Here is a 20819-nt window from a genome sequence, read left to right on the forward strand (position 1 = left end):
AAATGTTGTATTTGTTGCGATAAACTTGATAGCTCGATTGCTAGTTGTAGGTACAGTATTCTTTTTTATGATAAATATAATGTTTGACCACCCCGACTTTGTCGTCATTGACAAGCCAACTGGGGTGAGTGTGCATAAAGACGATCAAGCTGTTAGCTTTGTGGCAAAGCTTCAGCAGCAATTGAACGAACCGCAACTATTTTTAGTCCATCGGCTAGATAAAATCACCTCAGGTTTATTAATTCTGGCAAAAAAAACTACAGCTAATGGCTTATTATCATCCACTTTTCAACAACGAAAAATAGAGAAATACTATATTGCCTTAACAGATAAACGCCCCAGTAAAAAACAAGGGTTAGTGAAAGGCGACATGGTTCGTTCCCGACGAGGAACTTGGAAATTACAACGCTCAGCTGAAAACCCAGCTATCAGTCATTTTTTTAGTTATGGTTGTGAAAAAGGGCTACGCTTGTTTTTGATCAAACCTTATACAGGAAAAACCCATCAGATTCGTGTGGCACTTAAAAGCCTGGGCTCTCCAATCATTGGAGACAAACGCTACTACCCAACCCCAGATGAAACCATTGACCGTGGATATTTACATGCCTTTGCCCTGCAGTTTTACTACCAAGACCAGTTAATTCAGCTACACTGTATGCCCAACACAGGTCGTCTGTTTACCTTGGAATCTATACAACAGCAGTTATCTCAACTGAGCAAACCCTGGTTATTAAATTGGCCGAAAGTTTAACAACCACTCACGAAACGTATTTAAAGGATAACTATAAAAAACATACTCCAAGTGAAGGTTTTTTTAGGCGAGGCCGTCGAGTGATAAAGCCCTAGGAGCTTAGATAAAACTAAGTGACTGGGGTGAAGAACGAAGACAACAAAGCCCTTGTGCCCTAGGGGTATAAAAAGCATTCACGAAGAATATTAAGCTACTTGATAACGGCCATTATAAAACTGGTCAGCAGCAATTAATGAAAACGCATCTTTAGCATCCCATAAAAAGCTTTTTCTATCTTGCCATTCCAATGCTCGATGAAACACTAAATGACATAAGTCGTTGATGGTATAACTTGCCTTGATAATATTTAGGTGTTTTACCGCCGACCGCATTGCATTAAAAAAGTCATCCCAGGTTTTAGCCTCTATGACTTGTTGAAAGCGTACTTCATCAAACTCCATTCCTCGAGCAAATGGCCGTCCTAAACAATTGAAAAAACTATCATCTCCCTGTGAAGGCATTGCCCGAGCTAGCAAACATAACAGTACCTGCAACCCCACTTGCTGCTTTTCTGGCCAACGAATTTTATCCAGTACCTTGGTATAAATTAGTGCTTCGTCATTAAACTCATCCAGGTCATGGATATACAGCAGGTTACGCTTTTCATTAAAAACCAATTTTCGCCGCCAATTTAATACATAATATAATGAAGGCAAATGCATGGTCTTGAAGGTTAACATCCTGACTCACCCCACTACTTACACTAGTAATGTTTAAACTCATAGTTTAGTCGCCAACAAACAGCTATTTTTCAGAAATCCACTTTGAATAGGTTTATTATTTTCCTTCATAATCAACATGAACGATGGCCACTCCAAAAAGCCTAGTCATCACTAATTAGTATAAAGTATTTATCTGTATAAGCTTTTTCTTCTAATGGATAAGTCATTTATTGACTGTAATTGCTTATAATTACTAGCAGGGGTCCCTTTACAGTCAACTACAGCTTTCCCCTGGGAGCGAGACGATGTCTGACAAGCTACTTATCCTTGATCTTGATGAAACCCTTATTCATGCTGAACTGATCCCCTTAGAGCTTCCCCATGCTTTTGTTGCATGCCCCTACTTTATTTACACTCGCCCTTACCTGGATGAGTTTTTGGAGTTTTGCCAGCAACACTTTAAATTGGCAGTATGGACCACTGGTAACCAGTTTTATGCAGACACTATTGTTTCTTATCTATTTGGTTCTGCAGATCAATTAGAATTTGTTTGGGCGAGAGATCGCTGTATTACTCATTACCACTCTGAGCTTGATTGTAATTACTACATTAAGGACCTAAAAAAAGTAAAACGGCATGGCTACGATCTGCAAAATGTTATTGTCATTGATGACTCACCTGAAAAGCTAGAGCGACAATACAGCAACCTGATTCCTGTTGCCCCCTATTATGGAGAGCCAGCCGATAAAGAACTTAAGTTGCTGATGAGTTATTTAGCTTCAATAGAAGAAACTGACAATATTCGCTCAATTGACAAGCGAAGTTGGCACCAACAAGTGGCTTAGAGATACTTTATTTTCCACTCAATAGCGCTTGCATAATCCAATATCGCACAAGCACACCAAGTGCCATTGAAGTAAAGACTACGGAAGTCTACTTGAGAATGAGGGAAATCTACAGGTGGAATAAAATCCAACTTATCTGCTGTGGTCAGCTTAAATCCCAAACGACTCATTGGCCACTGACTGTTGATCCCCAAGCCCATTGCTTTTAATACGGCTTCTTTATGTGCCCATAATTTAATGAAATGACTAAATTGTTGTGCTTGAGGCAAACGAGATAAATCACTTTGCTCCTGCTCAGTACAAACCCGTTTAGCCAACTTGGACCATGGTCTTGACCGGTAGAGAGACTCGACATCAATACCCACAGGGTTTTCCTGGGTAACAACCAATGCTAGACAGTCACGACTATGAGAAAGGTTAAAAGACAGTTGCGGATCTGATAGCAAACCACTCTCCCGCCAATCAATAACCGGCTTGCCATATTTACTCACACTAAACTGCCATTGGCTTGGTTTTAGAAGCACATAATGGCTGAGTGTTTTTTTTAAAAATACTCGAGCCGCTAAAAACTGTTGCTGCTTTGCAGGGGAACGATAACGCTGAAATCGCGCCATTTCTTCACTACCTAACCACTCTTCAGCTATCCCCCCCCCATCTGGCGAATGACATATCCAAATGTCTACCCGTCCATTACTTGCTACTATCATGTCTTCCGTCAAAACAGCCTCATCAAACTGGTGAAAAACAAACACTATACCTCGCTTGCAGTATTTCTATAAATTAACTTATTAATGATTAGAGTCGGCAAGTAACGGCATAAAACAAACAATCATTTTTGGCTATGGTAGGATTAGTGGTGATCATAAAAATTTTTACCGGCTGTTTGGGAAATAGTTGATTACCTTCTACCCGCAACAATTCAAGTGCAACATTCTTCCCTTCTTGAGTAAACACCTTAAAGCAGTCCACTCCTTTTGTGCCTAGCCAACCTAACCGAGTATCCGTATCTACTACCCCAAAGTTTAAGTGTTCAATATCAGGAGGCAAAGTAATATCAACGCCATCAACTGGGTTGGCACTATAGGCTATAGTGGCATGAGGCATCAGCTCAACACGGACAGGATTGTGTAATATTTCAAGCCCCCAGTCTGTAATAGACTCTCGAAACACATTCTCAAGTAACAGAAAACGATCAACAGACTCTATGGCCAACTGATGTGCATGCTCATCCTGACTCCCTCCACACTCTATAGTTACTGTTGGTATACCTTTTTCGGACAACTCCATGAGTGATCCTAAACGAAGATTCGTGACAACCAATCGATCAACAAAATGAGAAGTTAGCGTCTGATGCGATAAATCATTACAAATACTAACAGCAAAAGCGGGCCCAGCTCCTGACGTATTATGAATATCAACCAGACACTCAGGCTGTTCCTCATCCAAAAAGTTTAAAAATAATTTCGCAATTTGTCCCGAATAGTCATCAAATGGTCCTTTAAAACAACGATTCAAATCTCTATGTTCAGGTAAATGCCGATTAGAAAAAACTGGCGGCTTTCGTGCTGCAACCACAGAGCCAATAAAAAATACTGTATTCACAGCTGGTTTTTTTTGGGATTTAATCCAATGAAAAACTGCATGTAAGCCGGAAGGCTCATTTCCATGCAGCAAGGTAGACACGACCCTAGAACGGTTAGTATCTCTTCCAGATAACCTAATAATGGTTGGTTGCTTTAATAACGCAATAAAGTCATCTACTGAATAACCAATATCATGTGGCTGAGGCTGAGACCATACATTAATCAGTGACGAAGTGTGGTCGTTCATAATGGAATACCCCATTCACTAATTGACTTACCACTACGATAACCTCGAATATATTCGGCCAACATGCCTGCAAATGCTTCCTCTTTACTAGTCTGTTTTAGTAAGTGGTTTGTAACTAAACGCTGCCATTTAGCACCACACATGCGTTGTTCGATACGCCCCTGAATAACACTCATTAATCGTTTTATTTCAGAGCCAAACAAGCCAGTTTTTTCCAATGCCTGACATGCTTTTGGTAATAAGCGCTTGGCAATTTGTAATGCCGGCTCTTCATGTAACTGAACCTGTGTTGTGGATGGCCACACCAACCTGGCATCCATACCCAGCTTTGCTGCTCGATAAAAGTTATGTTCAGCATAATTAAACGGTAAAACAGTGGTTAAATGTTTGATATCAGGTAAAACCGCCAACGCACACCCTATAGCAAACAACGCATTAGCACTCATATCGATCAATGAAGGACCTGCCGGCAAAAAGCGCATTTCAATACGTAAATGGCCTCCATCAGCATCATCATATATTGCCCGATTCCATTGCCAAGTAGTACCTTGATGCAACCTCATCTCTTCTAACTTAGGCGCTTTTCCAGCAGCTAAACAAGCATACGGGTTCTCATCCCCAATCACTGGAATAATAGGAGGAAATAATGCTGCAGATGCAGCAAATAACTCCCAGGCACTTTCTCTTACCCAGCCAGTTCCAAAAAATACCCGTGGAGGGTGTCGCCAACGTTGCTCACGGGATACACGGCTATCGATAGATTGTTTAAATAAAGCAATTCGCGTTTCTGCCCATAGATGGTGTCCAAACAAACTGGGTGAATTAGAAGACAAAGCGAGTACAACTGGTGTCACCAGCTGGACAGCGTTAAAATAATCTGCAAACTGATTAGCAGGCACTCGCCAATGGACTTGAAAAGAAGTATTTGCACCTTCTAAGGTAATATCATCAACTTCTAGCTTGATCGGTTCTTTCCCATCAATTGCTATTGTAAAAGGGCCACCACGCATCTTACATAACGCATTGGAAAGTGCTCTATACCTAGGAATATCTGTCATTGTTTGGTCATGAAAATCCTTGATAGATAGTGTTGGAAGAATACCTATGGGAATTACTTGACCACTATGAAGACTGGCAGCTTCATCTATTTTTCTTATAGCAGAGCTTAACTCCTCCTCAATAGCAACAAAGGGTGAACCTTTATACGGCTGAGGGCTAAGATTATACTCCAAATTAAACCTATTTAACTCTACAGTGAGCTGAGGATCTTGCAGTTGAGCATTAATTTCAAGATTGATAGGCAAAAGCTTTAGATGCTGATCCACAATATAGAACTCTAGTTCAGCACCGAGAGAAGCAGGACCTTGCCCAAACTCAGGGTTTGCTAACAGCTTTTTCAGTACATCTAAGTCATCACGCACTTTTTGCTGAAAAAGAACAAAATCCTGATTAGAAAAGGTATCACTTTCAATAGATATGCCCATTGTTATCCTTAACGTTATAGTTATCTTATGGCTATTATTGTATTTTTAACTCTACCACAAATTCCTTTCTCAGCAATAAAACTCTAAATCGTTGGCATAGTTGAAACTGTTAAGCCAACGATCTTATCAACCAAATGCTTTTATTGCACTAAAAGTGCCTGTAATAAGCATTTGTATGCCTATTACAGTTAAAATCAATCCCATCAAGCGAGTAACAATACTTAATCCGCTTTCACCAAGAACCCTTATCATTTTTTGACCAAATATAAAACTTAGAAAAGTAATTAAGCAAAGCACCGCAAAAGTCACAACCGTAATGCAAATTTCTATTACCTGACCTGTTGCAGAGTAGTTCATTGCTGTTGCTATAGTGCCAGGGCCAGCTAAAATAGGAACTGCTAAAGGGGAAACTGATATATCACTAACTTCATTCTCTCGTGGTTTATGCATATCTGAACTGCTTCCATGCAACATCTGATAACCCACTATAAAAATAAGGATACCACCTGCAATTCTTAATGCTGGTAATGAAATACCAAACAAATGAAAAATAGCTTTCCCTAAAATAGAAAAAACTAGGATAATAAAAAATGAAATTATAAGTGCTCTACAAGCAACTCTAATTTGAGATGATCTATCTTCTTTGCCAGTCAGGCTTATAAAAACAGCCGTATTAGCAATGGGGTTCATAATTGCAAAAAATCCCAAAAACACTGTTAACACATGATGATATAGCTCAAACATTATAAACCTTTCACTAAATAACAAATAAAGATGCGATTTTATTTGATTACATTTATATAAACAACGCTGCTTTAACCTATTATGTGAGATAGCCAGTGACACTATCACTTATCAATTAAACTAGTTTCGCAGCAACAATACGACAGCCTAAAATATAACCAAAGAGAAAGATATATAAGAGCGTACAACAACTGAGATGTAGGTTTAGTACCTTACATTTGTTCCTTGAAGTTTATGTCGATTTTTGTGACAGTAGTACCTTTTGTGCTCCGGTACTTTCAGGCCCCATAATATAGGATATAACCCTATGAAACCAAAAGCTTTTTGCACACTACTCACCTTCTCCATATTGTCTATTAGCAACGTTGAAGCCCGCGATACCCGCGTAATGTATTCAATCCAGGAAGCATTGAGTAAACCAGCAGCCAAAGAGAAATTACTGTCTAATGTGCCATTATATTTCGGCAACCAACCTACCCCAAGAGTGTTAAATACACTTGGGGAATATATGTCAAACAAAAAAACCAATGCTTTTAACAAGTCTGATAAAGAAGCTTGTCAATGGGTTATTTTGTCTGCTCTCATTTCACTACAAGAACGTGCCTTAAAAGAAGGAGGTAATGCAGTAGTCAACATTAAGTCCTATTACAAGAAAAATGAAATTTCCAGCACCAGTGAATTTGAATGCGGTGCAGGTGCCTTAATCGCTGGCGTTACCTTGAAAGGAACCGTTGTAAAATTAGCGCAATAACTGAAAACCCACTAATAAGCAACTTATATTAGTGGGCTTTAAAAAGCATAAAATTACTGTTTTTTAATGATACAGGAAATGGAAAAACCACATATCAAATAAATTCTATAAAAATTGAAAATATTACAACTCTGCTTTTAATGCTACGGAAAATTAGAAAATATTTATCTAAACTGCCAGCATTCACGTTGATAGTTAATACCCCCCCAACGATCCAACATCAAACTTAACCCCCTCCCATTAATTGAGCAAAAAACATCCATTCTTATTATCAGTGCTTCAAGCAACCCCAGCCATTAATAAATACCATTATCTCTAAGTGCTTAAAGGCCATTCTGTTATTGACTTATCGTATCTGTACTTGCGCTTTTTGCTCTCCCCTTTTAATGTACCCCCAGTGTTTCTTAGTTAACTATGAGGGTTCTACAAAAGGCGTAACCCTCTTATTTGTAGGTGCAGTCATGGATGTAGGTAACAGTAGCCGTTTTACCTTTAGCATAAAAGGGGTTGAGGACAGCCTACGGGTGGTCCGATTTGAAGGGCAAGAGGGTATTTCCCGCCCTTATGTGTTTACTATTGATACGGTTTGTGAAAATTTTGACCTGGATCTTGATGCGATTTTGCAGCAACCCGCCCAATTAGTGATCCATGATCCTGACGAGCCTCGATACATCAACGGTATTATTCACGCCAACCAAATCAGTGACCCTATTGGTCGCTTCTGTCGTTATCGGTTTGAACTGACACCTAAAGTGTCCTTGCTGCACTACCGGGTTAATTTAAAGATTTTCCAAAACCTCACCGCTGATGCCATTATCCGGCAAGTGTTGCTGAATGCAGGTCTAACCACCGACGATTTCAAGTTTCAAATCACTGGCGAATTACCCATCCGCGTATATTGCACTCAATATCAAGAGTCCGATTTAGACTTTACTCACCGGCTAATGGCAGAAGACGGCCTGCACTACTTTATTGAACAAACTAGCAATAACTGTGTCATGGTGATCAGTGATAGCCACTACAGTTTTAAGCCTGTCCCAGTTACCCCTGAGCTGGAGTATAAATACCAGGCCGGAATGGAAACCACGCATTACTTTATCAGCCAGTTTTATGTAACTGCAGAAGCCCAACCGAATACTGTTGTGTTTCGGGATTACAATTTTGAACACCCAAGCCTGAACTTGGAAGTTAAAGAATCTGCCAGTGATGATCAATCCGGGTTGAGTGGCTTAGAAGTTTATCAACATAATGTGTCGTATCAAAACCCAACCGCCGGCAAGCAAAAAGCTGAAAATCTCATCAAAGCCTATAAATCTGTTAAATTAACCGGGGATGGCTTCAGTAACAGCCCTCATGTATCAGCCGGGCATTTTTTCCAATTACAAAACTACGATGACAGCCGTTATGATCACTATTGGTTACTCACCGAGGTGATTCATGATGGTATTCAAACTCAAGTACTGGAAGAACACGACACAGGTAGAGGCAGCAGCTACAGCAACCGTATTATTGCCACCCCACGAGACCACCAGCTTAAAACCCAACCGTTAGCCCCCAAACCCAAAATTCGGGGTAGCCAAACAGCGTTTGTGACTGGTCCCAAAGGGGAAGAAATCTACTGCGATAAATACGGCAGAATCAAAGTTCAATTCCACTGGGACCGAGATGGCCAATACAATGAAAACAGCTCCTGTTGGGTACGGGTCAAACAAAACTGGGCGGGTAAACAATGGGGGGATTTACAAGTACCCCGGATTGGCACCGAAGTGTTGGTGAAATTTATTAATGGCGACCCTGACCAACCAATTGTGATGGGCTGTTTATATAATGGTCGGGATAAACCTCCTTATAAATTACCCGACCATAAAACCCGCACCACTTTTAAAACCAACAGTACACCCGGCGGTGAAGGCTTTAACGAAATCCGTTTTGAAGATAAAAAAGGCAGCGAACAAGTCTTTATTCATGCGGAAAAAGACCTAGAAGTTCGGGTTAAAAACGACAAACGGGAAACCATCGGCAACGAACGTCATTTAGTGGTGGGCAACAATAGCTATGAGCACACTAAAGGCAACCACCACCAACAAATCGATGGTAACCAATACATCACTATCGACCAGGATAGTCACACAACAATTGGCGACAGTTTACACGGTAAAACTGGCAGTCAGTACATGATCCAGGCCGGTAATGAAATTCATATTAAAGCCGGCGATAAAGTTGTCATTGATGCTGGAGTGGAACTCACTTTAAAAGGCGGTGGTAGCTTTGCTAAACTAGACCCATCCGGTGTCGCGTTTCAAGGCGCTACCCTTAAAATTAACGAAGGTGGTAGCGCTGGTTCCGGTAGTGGGGTGAGTATTAAAGAGTCTTCTCAGGCCGCAGAATCTGATAAAAATCAACGGTAGTGACTCAAAAGTGTGTCTACTCATATTTGAAGGCCTAACTCATAGCGATTAATAAAAAGACCAATCACAATATCATGCATTTGATTGGTCTTTGAAAAGCAAATGGTTGATTAACAGCTTGTAATTGGTGTTCTTTTTTTTAATGTATTAATGACAGTATTTTAGCTGGCACCCATTACTCTAGCTATATCCCTTATACCACTGCCATAATCGTTATCTCATCCAATATGTCCTACTAAGATATAATAATTATACGACAAGTGTTATATAATTTGAAAAGACCTGTATTGAGTAAAAACCACATAACTTAGTATTTGGATATACTTTTGAGGCATAACCCTAAAAAAATTTATGCTATCCACAAAATTCCGGAAAAAAGGGTTTACAAATATTGTATCAAATGTCAGTTACGTGAATTGCTTTAAAATGCTAAAATCAAAGAGAGTAAATCTTACTCCATCAGCCAGTAGCACTGTCAACAAAAAGCTAAAAGAAGCAGGAATAATTACTAAAAATATTCGGCAAACGCCAGTTATTTTATTAGAATCAAGTGGGTATATTGCTTTTTCAAAAAACATTTCAGATGAAATAATCAGCAAATGGCAAGGAGTCTTTGAACACTTAAAACAGTCAGGAAAATATAAACAGCTGTATAAACAATATTTTCTACCCAAATAAAAACTGTATTAATTAATGCTAGTATAAACATTCTGCTAAAGAGATAAATAATATGACTGATACATGAAAGTTGAGTGCTTTATATTTCCGACACCCTTCCCTCTCGTCTTTTCAAAACCCTCTGCTGACTTCAATTAGCATACACTGAAGGGATACTTTAATATTTATGGCACTATGTCTTCTATATTTATTTTTTTAAAATTCGCGCTATTCTAAAAAAAAATGATTATATTTGATATTGATTTTTTTATAAGTGTTTAGATTACCAATTAGAGAGTTGGTGGAATATTCAAGGCGGGGTAATACATTGCAAAATTTGAATGAATACCTTCAAGTTGAAACTTGGCTAAAGGCTATAAATACCGATCTTACATTAATCAATGGTGTTTGTAACTTTGAAGAAAATAATCTCGATATAAAAATTGGATTGAGTGTAGATAATAGAAGCAACCTTATTTCATTTTGTAGTCCGTTGATTAACGTGGACCGTGAGAATAAATCCTTATTAATGGAGCGTGCATTATTAGCGAATGCTAATGGGGCTAAAATGGAAGGGTGCTGGCTCAGTTTAATAGGTAACGATTTAGTTTTATGCCATTCAAGAAATATGGCAAGCCTTGATCAAGTTGGCTTTGTTAACTTAGTCGATAACTACATATCCAAAAGCTATTCTCTGAAGCAGGAATTTTCATCAAGCATCGCCTCTTCGGAAACATTACCAGCAAACCAAACCCCTCTCTGTCAGGCTAGTTGTCGTTTTTATTCACTGAGATGACGACAGATAACTGATGGCTAAATATACCAAACAGCAAAAAGAAAATATCTTAAAGCTATTGCTCCCACCCGAAAATAAATCAGTCCCAGTGGTACACAAAATGACTGGCATTCCTCAGTCAACCCTGCATACTTGGAAAACCAAAGTGCGAAGTCAATCTGCCAACATGCCGAAAGAAACATCAAATCAAAGCTGGTCATCAGAACAAAGGCTTAATGTGATCATTGAGACAGCGGCCTTATCTCAAGCAGAGCTAGCAGCCTATTGCCGAAAAAAAGGGTTGTATGTTGAGCAAGTTGAGCAGTGGAAACAGGCATTTATTCAGCCAGAGCAACCCTCCCAGGAGCTAAAGAAAAGCTTGCAAGTGGAAAAGCAGCGGTGCCAACAACTTGAAAAAGAGCTAAAGCGAAAAGAAAAAGCACTGGCCGAAGCCGCGGCCCTGTTAGTCCTTCAAAAAAAAGCTCAGTCAATCTGGGGACCGGACGAGGAAGCCTAACGTCGTATGCGGATAGGCAACAAACAGTTCAGTTAATTGGGGAAGCCACAACTGCAGGGGCTCGGCAATTTAAGGCCTGTGAAGTATTAGGGTTAACCCCGCGCACTTATCAACGGTGGCAGCAAGGCGGTGAGCTACAACCGGATGGCCGCACCACTGCACAGCGTCCATTGCCGCCTAATAAGCTGCCTCCCAATGTTCATCAACAGATGCGAGAAACGCTGAATTCACCGGAGTTTGCTGACCTCCCACCTTCTCAGATTGTGCCTAAATTAGCAGATCAAGGTGAGTATATTGCCAGTGAAGCCAGCTTTTATCGGCTCATGCGGGCAGAAGGGTTATCAACCCATCGAGGGAAGACCCAATCTCGTCAACCCAAACCGAAAACCACCCACACGGCGACAGGCCCTAATCAACTTTGGTGCTGGGATATCACTTGGTTGCCAGGTCCCGTCACCGGCATCTTTTTTTACCTGTATTTGATCCTTGATGTTTTCAGCCGCAAGGTGGTTGGCTGGGAGGTGCACGATTGTGAGCGTAGTAGCCTAGCGGCAGACTTAATACAGAAAGCCTTCTGGCGGGAAAATCTCCATAAAATTCACCAGCAGCCCCTGATATTACATTCAGATAATGGGAGTCCAATGAAGGGAAGCGCTTTACAAGTCAAACTCGCTGAACTTGGTATTGAGCCTTCTTATAGTCGACCGCGAGTTAGCAATGACAATGCTTATGCAGAGTCCATATTTAAGACCACTAAATACCGACCAGATTTCCCTCACCAAGGGTTTACCTCATTAGAAAGCGCTCAACGGTGGGTTGATCAATTTGTTCATTGGTATAACCATGAGCATCAGCATAGTGGATTAAAGTTTGTAACACCGGTACAACGCCATACAGGTGAAGACCTAGTTATTTTAAGCCGGCGGAAACAGGTTTATGAGCAAGCTAAAGCAGCTTCCCCTAACCGATGGAGTGGGAATATACGAAACTGGGAGTTGGCAGATGAAGTCCACTTAAACCCTGAGAGAAATCAAACTCGTTAATATCCATTTAAAACTGTGCAACTCCCCTCTTTAATTGAAGCTGCTGAGGATGGATGCTTTGCATCGCAAGGCGTCCACCAGAAGGAGCAATGGGTGTTGTCTGTGTTATTAATAATTAGCCCTAAATTGATTATTAATATTTATTATGCCTCACGTTTTGAGATAGCTCGATGAAGATAAGAAGATAACACGACAACTACGTTGACAAACACCGAAACCCAAGGAATATTAGTATGAAAGCCTCGACATCATCCTTAATGCAATCTGGGACGGTTTGTTCTGGAGCAAGTGTTGATGCTACGAGACAACCAACAGCCTCAGTTGCTAGAAATGCACAACAGATTGCGCCAGCACAAGACCTAGCAAGTTGCCCATCTCAACAAACAACAAGTGTTACTGACACGCTTAGTAAGCATAGAGGCATTACCGTTTCGGATGGAGGTAAACAAATAATTATCAACAACGTTTATCTGGGAGATAAACCGCTTGGCGCTTTGGATAAGTTCAATATATATTCTTGGAGGGCACTTGGCCACCAAGTTAATATCTACACACATCCTTTTACAGAAGAGATGAAGCACACCCCAGCGAGTTTAGGGCTACAGCAAGGCGATGCTAATATCATCTCCCTCAAAGATACGCTCGATGCCGACAATTTGGTAACGGATAATAACAGCCCGAAAAAGAAACTCAGTGACACACGAGAGCTACTTCAGCGCTGGCTGAAGGCGATACCTGCAGATGGCAAGCCTGAAAGAGATCATATATTCAATATGGTTGACCTTACCAAGTCGTATCTTGGTGGCTCTCAAAGAGGGGTGACAGTTGATTTGAAAGTAGGACCAAGCCCCCACCTCCAAGCATACTCGACAGCTTTTAACGAAAAGTTAATCAGTTACACTCGAGGAGGAAATACCTCGGAACTTCCTGAAAACCAGAGTATGGGAACAATGGGTGAATCAGATAGTCTTCGCTCAAAATATGCAGAGAAGTTCAACGCAAAGGTGAAAATGGCAGACCTGGTTAATCAAGATCATAATGCAAAGCACTATGATAGCCTTACTGGATACCACGGTCGCTCCTATCAACAGAGTGGAAATTGGTTAGACGTAGCCACAAAAACACCATTGAAAGAACAAATTGGTGCAGATCAGTATAAAGTAAGTGAACCTGGCAGTACGGGACATGGCCCTTTCCGTGTCTTTAAGCACCCGTCCGATCAAACTAACAAATCTGGTGCTATAAGAACAAGCCCAGAGCAGATTTACCAGCTGGCTAATGAAACATTAAACAAGGAACTTAAACCAGCCGTTGGAGCTGACCAATCGTTTTTAAATAAAGCAGAAAAAGCAGTAAACGAATTAAATCCTAAAAATAAAGTCTAATCTCTACTCAAAGCCCGCCGATAAACCCAACTAGAAAATATATGAAAGAATATCAGATTACCACATAAAGAGCACTAGCTGGGGTGACAGGGTCTTTATTGATTATGTGAATTATAAACTATCATAATAATCACCCGATCGATGCCTGAAAAATACATTACAATACTGAAGCTCAACTTTAAGTGGCTTTTTGTTAACTAAGTTAATATAAGGGTTTAACTCCAAAACAACGTTTACTTCTTTTTGAGCAACTAACTGATCATACAAAGCCTTCTTCTTAACCTCATTTTCAGACCAAGGCATTCTAATAATTATATTTTCCTTACAGTTTGGAGCAGCTACAGGAAAATACTGTTTAGGTACTAGTACTTCAAATTGACCACCCTCATTAAATCCATAATTCGAATTTATTTTATATTTCCCTCTTTCTAGTTGGTACATCATGTGGTAGTAATCAGAGTACTTTCCTTTATTGACTACTATTGCTTGTGCTTGGACTTTGCTCATCACTATCACAGAAAAAACTGCTAACAAATATCTCATTCTACTACTCACATACCTAATTTAATTAAAACCATATTGATCAACCTATAGGCACTGTATTCTGAATGAAAAACGCAATATAGTCTAATTTTAACATGTACAAAATCCAACCATAAGGCTTTCAGGGCTTTTCAGCGTTTGGTTTTCACCATAACTTGGCAAAAATTGCCACTACCTCCTAAAAAGATCTTGTTAATTGGATACAAATCAATCAGCCAGAGATTGTCTGTCAACTTATGGTGAAAACTTTCTTTGCATCTGCTTTGAATACATCATAAAAAATTCACTTGATTTGCTGTATGTTGCTTGTTATTTATTGGTAGCTTTTCTGTGCTATATCAATGCCTTTAGCTTCATAATCCGTACAAATTCGATGCTTACCTTATACCTACTTTGCCAACAGAGGATATGTATTATAGCATGGTAATATGCACACCCTTTTTATGTTCAAAAATAGAACATAAAATGAAACACTATGAATTAATTAACTCATTTATAAGAGAAAAATATGAAAATGTATTTGGCTATTTTATTCTATTTTATTTCAGCTTCAATTTTTGCAGCTGACTATGATAAAAGCTATGTCGGAAAATACTCGTGGGGCCCAGAAACTCATAGTTTTACTGTATGTAATAGTAAAACTACTTATTGGGTGAGTTTCGATTGGGCTGGAGTTGAAATGCACGAGTTCTATAAAAAGAATCAAAGCAAACCCTACCAGTTCATGTATCTTAGATTCAGAGGTCATTTATTAGATGAAATAGTTGACGGTTTTGCAGCTGATTATGACGGTTTAATTCGTATCAGTGAAATCAAAGAGTACTCCTTTGTTATACCAGATTCATGCAAGTAAACAGGCTATAAAATATGAGTGTTATTAAACCTGTTTCTTAATTTTATACAAATATTTTTGGAGTAACTAGAATTGATAAAATATATTATAGGTGTTGTCATTGGGATATCCATATCTGCAGCATTTACGATCTTTAAGCTTGAAGAGACTAGAAACAACTGGCACAACCAAGGCTTTAATTCTGGGGCAATACATGCTAAACGAGAAATAGCTAATAAACTTGAAAAAGAATTCGGGACTTTAAAAGCCCAAAGCAAATCCAAATATAATATAATATTTAATGTTAAAACTACTTCAGTAGTTGTTTATGAATCTGAAGGCAATAAAAAAATTGGTGTGATTCAATAAGTTCAGCTAATCATATATTTCTTTATTTTTTCATATGGCTCTTTTTATGGGGCCTTCCATCTATCTGATACGCTAATCAAGTTTGAAAAGTTGCTTTTTCAAGCGGTGCACATCAAAACCTTGGGATTAGTAGGCTGCTGGGGAAGCTCCCGCGGCCTACTAATCCCCCATGTTATTTTTATGTATTCCCTCGGTGAAGGTGGGTGAGAACAAAAATTTTTTAACCACCTACACACAGTTGCCGAGGGGACACGATTGTTATGCATTACAGCCACCGCCGCACCTTTTGTTTGTATGCCTCATACCTTTCACCAAAGGCTTCAGATAAGTGCACCTCTTCTGGTTCTATCTGAAATCGGTTCATATACATCACAAAAGCGATTACGCCCAACAGAAGGACTGGTGAGCTTAGGAAAAAAACTATCGAAATTAGAATTAGCGCAAAACCTACATACATGGGATTACGAGATAACGTATATATACCACTATCTACAAACTTTGAAACGTTATCTGGATACCGGGGGTCTACAGTCGTTTTATGTCTCCGAAACTCTAAGACCCCAGAGAAACAAAAGTACATACCAGCCATGAGCGTTACCGCAGATGAGGCAACTCGTATCCAAGGATGAATACTTACCTTGGGAAGATAGCCTGAAGCAACGATCATTAAAATCCCAATGATTATTATTTGAATCAGAGGTGGAACCTTTAGTTCAAGATACTTCATTTGTCTTGACTGGAACTAAGTAGTCCATTTCACTTTTGTGCGAATCTAATCTACATCGTTCATCGTATACTTCAATCTCAGGTGATTCAATGGCCTCTAGGCCTGATTCAGGTAAATAGTGAGTCCAAACCCTCATGATAAAGGCTTGAAACCCTGATACAGGACCTTCATAAGTATACTTAGCATATTTCTGTGGTGGTAAGCTTAGCTTATCCATGCCTTTTGGTACTACGTCACCATCAACGGCCTCAAGAGCTGTCAAATACTGAAAAACTCCCGAACAACCATTCTTTTGTCTTGTTTTTGTAGGAACTACTGAGAGGCCATAATAACAATTAATATTTGTAGCTTTAATTTCATAGCTTCTAGACCAAAACTTTTCCCACTGAGATAACGCACCAGAAAAATCTGGGCTATTATAGTCATCTTTGATACCGATAACGATAAAGCGACCGCGTTCAATAATTTCAGGTTTCATAAGCTCTCCTATTTGGATTTCAAAAGCCGATTTCAATCCAAGAAAGGCATCTTTTGGGCTTTTCACTTTACTCCGAAACTTACCAGGAGTTGTATAAAAGTAACATTTAAAAGCCCTAGCAAAACTTTCTTGGGTTTCATAACCTGCATCCAAGGAGATATCAAGAATTCTCCGCTTCGTGTTCAGCAACTCCATCGCTGACCACTCTAGTCGTCTTTTACGCATAAAGCATGCAAAGTTTTCACCAACTACTAGCAAAAAAATACGGTGAAAGTGATAAGGAGAAAAAGCAGCTATCTGTGCCACTTCTTCGAGTTCAACATAGGCTGGAAGCTTTTCCTGAGCATAATTCAGCGCCCGGTTGATTCTTACACTATATTCACTCATCAATATTTCCTCAGTGCAGGCAGTACTATATTGCCAACAAAAAAACTAGTCGATTTGACATTTTTTGCGAAGAGACTCTATGCATATAATGTTGTAGATAAGTGTTAGTTTGCTTGTGTGTTACCTCATAGCAGTGCTTTTCAATAGCTCAGGGGTGGGTATTCCCTATCTAAGAAAGAAACCCTCTTATACTCATCTGATACGACCGCTTAACGTCCTTGATACTCGGTAGCCCAGTAGCGCCGGGTGGAACTTCTTGTATCTTGCCGCCAGCCTTCAAGAATGCGGTGGTTTGTTCTGCTATTTTTCTGCATCTTAGTCCTTTGGGTGTCGGCTGGTGTTCCTTGCCTGGCATTGCTGGGCTGTCCTTTGCGAGTGTTAGCAGGTGTTAGTATAGGCTAGGGGGAAATGGAGAGGTTTAAGGTTTTATGGCCAATTGCTGTATATAAACTTTAATTAACTATGAAGGTAAAATAGTATAGGGGTTAACAGCAGCCTTTGAAGAAGCAGTTGATGACGCTGATTGTAAGGAGCAACGCATTGAGCCTGGAAAGTAGTGTCAGATCAGATATGAATCAGTACATGTAATCCATTATTTTGTTGAAAATTGATCTACTAAACTTTGTTGCTGCTTTGTTTGTTCTGACAGGCTTTTTGATAATTGCAATGTTTGCTGTGCTTGATCTGCAGTTTTAGATGCATGCAAGCTAAGGCTGCTAATATTGTTACTGATCTCTTCAGCTACACAACTCTGTTCTTCACTGGCAGATGCTATCTGGGTACTCATATCTGCTAATGAATGAATAATTTTAGCTATTGCATCCAATGACTCACCTGAACGATTGATATTCATGACACTACTCTCAGAACGTTGCTTACTGCCTTCCATAGCAACGACTGCTTGCTTAGTATCTGTTTGGAGCCGTTCAATCATAGCCTCAATCTCACCAGTAGACTCTTGTGTTTTTTGGGCCAATGTTCTCACTTCGTCTGCTACAACAGCGAATCCTCGTCCTTGCTCACCAGCTCTGGCTGCCTCAATTGCTGCATTTAATGCTAATAGATTTGTTTGCTCCGCAATGGACTTAATTACATCCAGAACAGAACCAATGTTCTGACTCTGCTGCGCTAAATTCTCAATGGTTTTTGTTGATGCATCAATTTCTTTAACTAGAATATCATTCGACTTAATAGCTTGATTAGAAATTTCACGAGTATCATTAGCTAGTTTCTCAGCTTGTTCAGCCTGTTTAGAGGACTCCTCACAGTTCTTTGCCACCTCCTGAAAAGAAGCTGTCATTTCTTCTATTGCAGATGCAAGCTGATGAATTTCACTTTGTTGGCTTGCAATTTCATTTGCTGTAGCCCCTGTTAAGTTATTAGATTGCTCAGCAACTGATTGGATTTGTTGACTTGAATCCTTCACTCTACCAATAACACTTTTTAATTCGGTATTTTTCATTTTCATAGCTAGCTCAATTTGTGATATCTCATCACAAGCTCCAGTATAAATATACTTCATCAGATCATTATCAAAAATTGATCGAGCCTCTTTTGCTAATCGGTTGAGCCGTGATACCGAAACTTGAAACAATAGAGTGGAAAGTATTACTGAAGTCACAAAGGATAGAGCTGCAGTTCCAACACTGCCTCCACCAGTGAGACCTGCCCAGAACCCAAAACTAATCATTGGAGAAAAACCTCCTAATGCGCAGAGCAGCAAACGTACTAAATATGGAATCTTAAATGACTGAAGAGTCTTCGGTATTTTTCCATTATTTAGTGCTTCATAGACTTTTTCAGCACGTGTTACCAACTTCTTGTCAGGAATAAAACGTACTGACTGAAATTCTCTAACTTCTCCATCAATCTTAATTGGCATCACATAAGCACTTACCCAATAATGGTCCCCTCCTTTACAACGATTCTTAACTGGTCCCATCCAAGATTTACCAGCTTTTAAATAGCTCCATAGATTCTCAAAAGCTGCTGGAGGCATATCAGGGTGTCGCACTATATTATGATTTTTATTGAGCAACTCATCAGAGCTGAATTCAGCAACATCACAAAAATCTTTATTAACATAAGTGATAGTGCCTTTCAGATTCGTTGTAGAGAGAAGATTGCAGCTTTCGGAAAAGCTTTTTTCTACACCTGTGATTGGTAAGTTTTTTTTCATATCGATACTACTTAGAAGTGCTTTATATATCAGAGTATTTACGCAGTCTTTCGTTGCTTTTAAATTAAAATGTATACTATTATCAAAATGGTGCAATGAATAACTTGGTGGACTATAGTTAACTCTTGGTTTTATAAAATAACCTCTTGTACTACCAGTGATTTCTTATCCTGAAAATTAAGCACGTATTAAAGTATACAAGCGCCTAAAAACATAATTTATTCAGCTACTTATATACTTTGCTAATGACAAGTGTCCACTAAATAGGGGGAAGATCACTGCCACCTTATACCTTATTGAGTGTCACTCATTCTTCTGTTTCACATGCGAAACTGATCTATTATTGGTAAATACCCCTTTAAAGCCATAGACTTCTAGAAAGCACCAAGAATACAGAGTAACAACACTCTCGTAGGCATCTCAATGGAAAGCAATATGGGAACAAACGCATTAGCATTTTCGTCACAAATGTTCCTGAACATCCACGAAAATGTTTCTGTGAATCATTGAGCAATACCAACATGAAAAATTACTATCATATCTTTTTTACTATTTTTATAGCACTTATTTATATTAAAACCCCAGTCTCTTCAGCAGATACTATGTCACTTGCCTATATGGAGCATTGGTTCCCTATCAGCCAAAGAACAAAAAACGGAATGGAAGGGATTCTTATCGATATCATGAATGAGGCTCTTAGTAACCGCTTAGGAATTTCCATCTCCCATCATGGCTACCCCTGGATAAGGGCTCAAGAGTATGTGAAGGATGGTGTACACGATGCTATGATCACAACCCCTACAGAGGAGCGCTCTAAATATGGAGTCTTTGGCAAAGAACCAGTCCTTTTCAGGTCATATAGTATTTATGTCAAAAAAGGGAACCCTCTTGTTGAGTCCTTGAAGAAAATTCAGACGTTAGAAGACTTGAAACCTTTTGAACGGGTTGACTACTTGGGAAATGGGTGGACGAAGAAGTATATGGATGGAAAAGGGTATAAAATTCATAACGTAGTAAAAAAATATCAAATGTGGCGTGTGTTAAATGCTGAACAAGGAGGCGATTATATCCTGGAGAACCCCTTTGCAATCCGAACAACTTTAAAAAAACTGGGGTTGCATGATGAGTTCATTGAAATACCAACAACACTACCTGAATTGAATTTTTATTATGTGATAATAGCCTCCAAAAAATCTCCATTTACAAAGATTCTGCCAAAGTTTGATGAACAAATACGTGCCATGAAAAAAGATGGATCCTGGGATGCGATTCTTGATAAATGGTATAGCCAACAGGATTGAAGGCTTTTTCACATATTTTCAACCCATATAATACTTTGTCAGTCCTGAACGATTTCGCATGCGAAACTAGAAGTTAAATTACCACCGGCAAAGCCGGTGGCTTATACGGGTG

20 protein-coding genes and 1 pseudogene are annotated in these 20819 nt (G+C 39.4%); 11 read left to right on the plus strand and 10 right to left on the minus strand.

Features of this window, described 5'->3' with window-relative positions:
• The first annotated feature begins 67 nt into the window (after nt 1–67).
• On the plus strand, nt 68–751 hold the full coding sequence (locus G4Y78_RS21245) for a TIGR01621 family pseudouridine synthase (protein ID WP_163834903.1): 684 nt from the start codon (nt 68–70) through the stop codon (nt 749–751).
• Between the two features lie 185 nt (nt 752–936).
• On the opposite strand, the gene G4Y78_RS21250 is transcribed toward G4Y78_RS21245, so the two are convergent.
• On the minus strand, nt 937–1470 hold the full coding sequence (locus G4Y78_RS21250) for a hypothetical protein (RefSeq protein ID WP_163834904.1): 534 nt from the start codon (nt 1468–1470) through the stop codon (nt 937–939).
• A 287-nt stretch (nt 1471–1757) separates the two neighbouring features.
• Between G4Y78_RS21250 and G4Y78_RS21255 the strand changes: the two genes are divergently transcribed.
• On the plus strand, nt 1758–2297 hold the full coding sequence (locus G4Y78_RS21255; protein ID WP_163834905.1) for an HAD family hydrolase: 540 nt from the start codon (nt 1758–1760) through the stop codon (nt 2295–2297).
• Here G4Y78_RS21255 and G4Y78_RS21260 read toward each other — a convergent pair.
• The 4 genes from G4Y78_RS21260 to G4Y78_RS21275 all read right to left on the minus strand — a co-directional run bounded on the left by G4Y78_RS21260 (nt 2294) and on the right by G4Y78_RS21275 (nt 6355).
• The gene (locus tag G4Y78_RS21260) at nt 2294–3049 is read right to left on the minus strand and encodes a 4'-phosphopantetheinyl transferase family protein (protein ID WP_163834906.1); all 756 of its coding nucleotides are present in this window, start codon (nt 3047–3049) and stop codon (nt 2294–2296) included. The genes G4Y78_RS21255 and G4Y78_RS21260 overlap by 4 nt on opposite strands.
• A gap of 43 nt (nt 3050–3092) precedes the next feature.
• The gene (locus G4Y78_RS21265; RefSeq protein WP_163834907.1) at nt 3093–4127 is read right to left on the minus strand and encodes a M14 family metallopeptidase; all 1035 of its coding nucleotides are present in this window, start codon (nt 4125–4127) and stop codon (nt 3093–3095) included.
• The gene (locus tag G4Y78_RS21270) at nt 4124–5611 is read right to left on the minus strand and encodes a glutamate--cysteine ligase family protein (protein WP_163834908.1); all 1488 of its coding nucleotides are present in this window, start codon (nt 5609–5611) and stop codon (nt 4124–4126) included. The genes G4Y78_RS21265 and G4Y78_RS21270 overlap by 4 nt, the downstream gene beginning before the upstream one ends.
• 126 nt (nt 5612–5737) lie before the next feature.
• The gene (locus tag G4Y78_RS21275; RefSeq protein WP_163834909.1) at nt 5738–6355 is read right to left on the minus strand and encodes a MarC family protein; all 618 of its coding nucleotides are present in this window, start codon (nt 6353–6355) and stop codon (nt 5738–5740) included.
• 307 nt (nt 6356–6662) lie between these two features.
• On the opposite strand from G4Y78_RS21275, the gene G4Y78_RS21280 reads away from it, so the two are divergent.
• The 6 genes and pseudogenes from G4Y78_RS21280 (at nt 6663) to G4Y78_RS21305 (ending at nt 13891) form a co-directional block, all read left to right on the plus strand.
• Complete coding sequence (locus tag G4Y78_RS21280; protein ID WP_163834910.1) at nt 6663–7106, plus strand: excinuclease ATPase subunit; 444 nt, start codon at nt 6663–6665, stop codon at nt 7104–7106.
• 461 nt (nt 7107–7567) lie between these two features.
• Nucleotides 7568–9514 (plus strand): type VI secretion system Vgr family protein, encoded by a 1947-nt coding sequence (locus G4Y78_RS21285; protein ID WP_163834911.1) that lies wholly within the window; start codon nt 7568–7570, stop codon nt 9512–9514.
• A gap of 426 nt (nt 9515–9940) precedes the next feature.
• Complete coding sequence (locus G4Y78_RS21290; protein ID WP_230425629.1) at nt 9941–10192, plus strand: transporter substrate-binding domain-containing protein; 252 nt, start codon at nt 9941–9943, stop codon at nt 10190–10192.
• A gap of 307 nt (nt 10193–10499) precedes the next feature.
• The gene (locus G4Y78_RS21295) at nt 10500–10967 is read left to right on the plus strand and encodes a CesT family type III secretion system chaperone (RefSeq protein WP_163834913.1); all 468 of its coding nucleotides are present in this window, start codon (nt 10500–10502) and stop codon (nt 10965–10967) included.
• A 13-nt stretch (nt 10968–10980) separates the two neighbouring features.
• Nucleotides 10981–12506, plus strand: a pseudogene (locus tag G4Y78_RS21300) (IS3 family transposase).
• 233 nt (nt 12507–12739) lie between these two features.
• Complete coding sequence (locus G4Y78_RS21305) at nt 12740–13891, plus strand: hypothetical protein (protein ID WP_163834914.1); 1152 nt, start codon at nt 12740–12742, stop codon at nt 13889–13891.
• A gap of 111 nt (nt 13892–14002) precedes the next feature.
• Here the strand turns inward: G4Y78_RS21305 and G4Y78_RS21310 are convergent, their stop codons facing one another.
• A complete protein-coding gene (locus G4Y78_RS21310) occupies nt 14003–14434 on the minus strand; it encodes a hypothetical protein (protein ID WP_163834915.1) in 432 nt (143 codons plus the stop codon).
• 508 nt (nt 14435–14942) lie between these two features.
• On the opposite strand from G4Y78_RS21310, the gene G4Y78_RS21315 reads away from it, so the two are divergent.
• Nucleotides 14943–15287, plus strand: coding sequence for a hypothetical protein (locus G4Y78_RS21315; protein ID WP_163834916.1), 345 nt, complete (start codon nt 14943–14945; stop codon nt 15285–15287).
• Nucleotides 15288–15359: 72 nt separating this feature from the next.
• The gene (locus G4Y78_RS21320; RefSeq protein WP_163834917.1) at nt 15360–15635 is read left to right on the plus strand and encodes a hypothetical protein; all 276 of its coding nucleotides are present in this window, start codon (nt 15360–15362) and stop codon (nt 15633–15635) included.
• A gap of 265 nt (nt 15636–15900) precedes the next feature.
• Here G4Y78_RS21320 and G4Y78_RS31780 read toward each other — a convergent pair whose 3' ends face one another.
• From G4Y78_RS31780 to G4Y78_RS21340, 4 genes are all read right to left on the minus strand, one after another.
• Nucleotides 15901–16362 (minus strand): methyltransferase family protein, encoded by a 462-nt coding sequence (locus G4Y78_RS31780; RefSeq protein ID WP_163834918.1) that lies wholly within the window; start codon nt 16360–16362, stop codon nt 15901–15903.
• On the minus strand, nt 16349–17227 hold the full coding sequence (locus G4Y78_RS21330) for an AraC family transcriptional regulator (RefSeq protein ID WP_163834919.1): 879 nt from the start codon (nt 17225–17227) through the stop codon (nt 16349–16351). Before G4Y78_RS21330 ends, G4Y78_RS31780 begins: the two co-directional genes overlap by 14 nt.
• Before the next feature lie 169 nt (nt 17228–17396).
• Nucleotides 17397–17582, minus strand: coding sequence for a hypothetical protein (locus G4Y78_RS21335; RefSeq protein ID WP_163834920.1), 186 nt, complete (start codon nt 17580–17582; stop codon nt 17397–17399).
• Between the two features lie 237 nt (nt 17583–17819).
• The gene (locus tag G4Y78_RS21340) at nt 17820–19502 is read right to left on the minus strand and encodes a methyl-accepting chemotaxis protein (protein ID WP_163834921.1); all 1683 of its coding nucleotides are present in this window, start codon (nt 19500–19502) and stop codon (nt 17820–17822) included.
• 425 nt (nt 19503–19927) lie between these two features.
• Between G4Y78_RS21340 and G4Y78_RS21345 the strand changes: the two genes are divergently transcribed.
• Nucleotides 19928–20707, plus strand: coding sequence for a substrate-binding periplasmic protein (locus G4Y78_RS21345; RefSeq protein ID WP_163834922.1), 780 nt, complete (start codon nt 19928–19930; stop codon nt 20705–20707).
• Nucleotides 20708–20819: the final 112 nt, after the last annotated feature.

This window comes from Spartinivicinus ruber, from assembly GCF_011009015.1.
GTDB classification, from domain to species: Bacteria; Pseudomonadota; Gammaproteobacteria; order Pseudomonadales; family Zooshikellaceae; genus Spartinivicinus; species Spartinivicinus ruber.

What these genes read in the sequence shown, in the direction of transcription:
- G4Y78_RS21245 (WP_163834903.1), top strand. Translation starts at nt 68, where the DNA reads ATGATAAATATAATGTTTGACCACCCCGACTTTGTCGTCATTGACAAG.
- G4Y78_RS21250 (WP_163834904.1), bottom strand. Translation starts at nt 1,470, where the DNA reads ATGTTAACCTTCAAGACCATGCATTTGCCTTCATTATATTATGTATTA.
- G4Y78_RS21255 (WP_163834905.1), top strand. Translation starts at nt 1,758, where the DNA reads ATGTCTGACAAGCTACTTATCCTTGATCTTGATGAAACCCTTATTCAT.
- G4Y78_RS21265 (WP_163834907.1), bottom strand. Translation starts at nt 4,127, where the DNA reads ATGAACGACCACACTTCGTCACTGATTAATGTATGGTCTCAGCCTCAG.
- G4Y78_RS21270 (WP_163834908.1), bottom strand. Translation starts at nt 5,611, where the DNA reads ATGGGCATATCTATTGAAAGTGATACCTTTTCTAATCAGGATTTTGTT.
- G4Y78_RS21275 (WP_163834909.1), bottom strand. Translation starts at nt 6,355, where the DNA reads ATGTTTGAGCTATATCATCATGTGTTAACAGTGTTTTTGGGATTTTTT.
- G4Y78_RS21280 (WP_163834910.1), top strand. Translation starts at nt 6,663, where the DNA reads ATGAAACCAAAAGCTTTTTGCACACTACTCACCTTCTCCATATTGTCT.
- G4Y78_RS21285 (WP_163834911.1), top strand. Translation starts at nt 7,568, where the DNA reads ATGGATGTAGGTAACAGTAGCCGTTTTACCTTTAGCATAAAAGGGGTT.
- G4Y78_RS21290 (WP_230425629.1), top strand. Translation starts at nt 9,941, where the DNA reads ATGCTAAAATCAAAGAGAGTAAATCTTACTCCATCAGCCAGTAGCACT.
- G4Y78_RS21305 (WP_163834914.1), top strand. Translation starts at nt 12,740, where the DNA reads ATGAAAGCCTCGACATCATCCTTAATGCAATCTGGGACGGTTTGTTCT.
- G4Y78_RS21310 (WP_163834915.1), bottom strand. Translation starts at nt 14,434, where the DNA reads ATGAGATATTTGTTAGCAGTTTTTTCTGTGATAGTGATGAGCAAAGTC.
- G4Y78_RS21315 (WP_163834916.1), top strand. Translation starts at nt 14,943, where the DNA reads ATGAAAATGTATTTGGCTATTTTATTCTATTTTATTTCAGCTTCAATT.
- G4Y78_RS31780 (WP_163834918.1), bottom strand. Translation starts at nt 16,362, where the DNA reads ATGAAGTATCTTGAACTAAAGGTTCCACCTCTGATTCAAATAATAATC.
- G4Y78_RS21330 (WP_163834919.1), bottom strand. Translation starts at nt 17,227, where the DNA reads ATGAGTGAATATAGTGTAAGAATCAACCGGGCGCTGAATTATGCTCAG.
- G4Y78_RS21335 (WP_163834920.1), bottom strand. Translation starts at nt 17,582, where the DNA reads ATGCCAGGCAAGGAACACCAGCCGACACCCAAAGGACTAAGATGCAGA.
- G4Y78_RS21345 (WP_163834922.1), top strand. Translation starts at nt 19,928, where the DNA reads ATGAAAAATTACTATCATATCTTTTTTACTATTTTTATAGCACTTATT.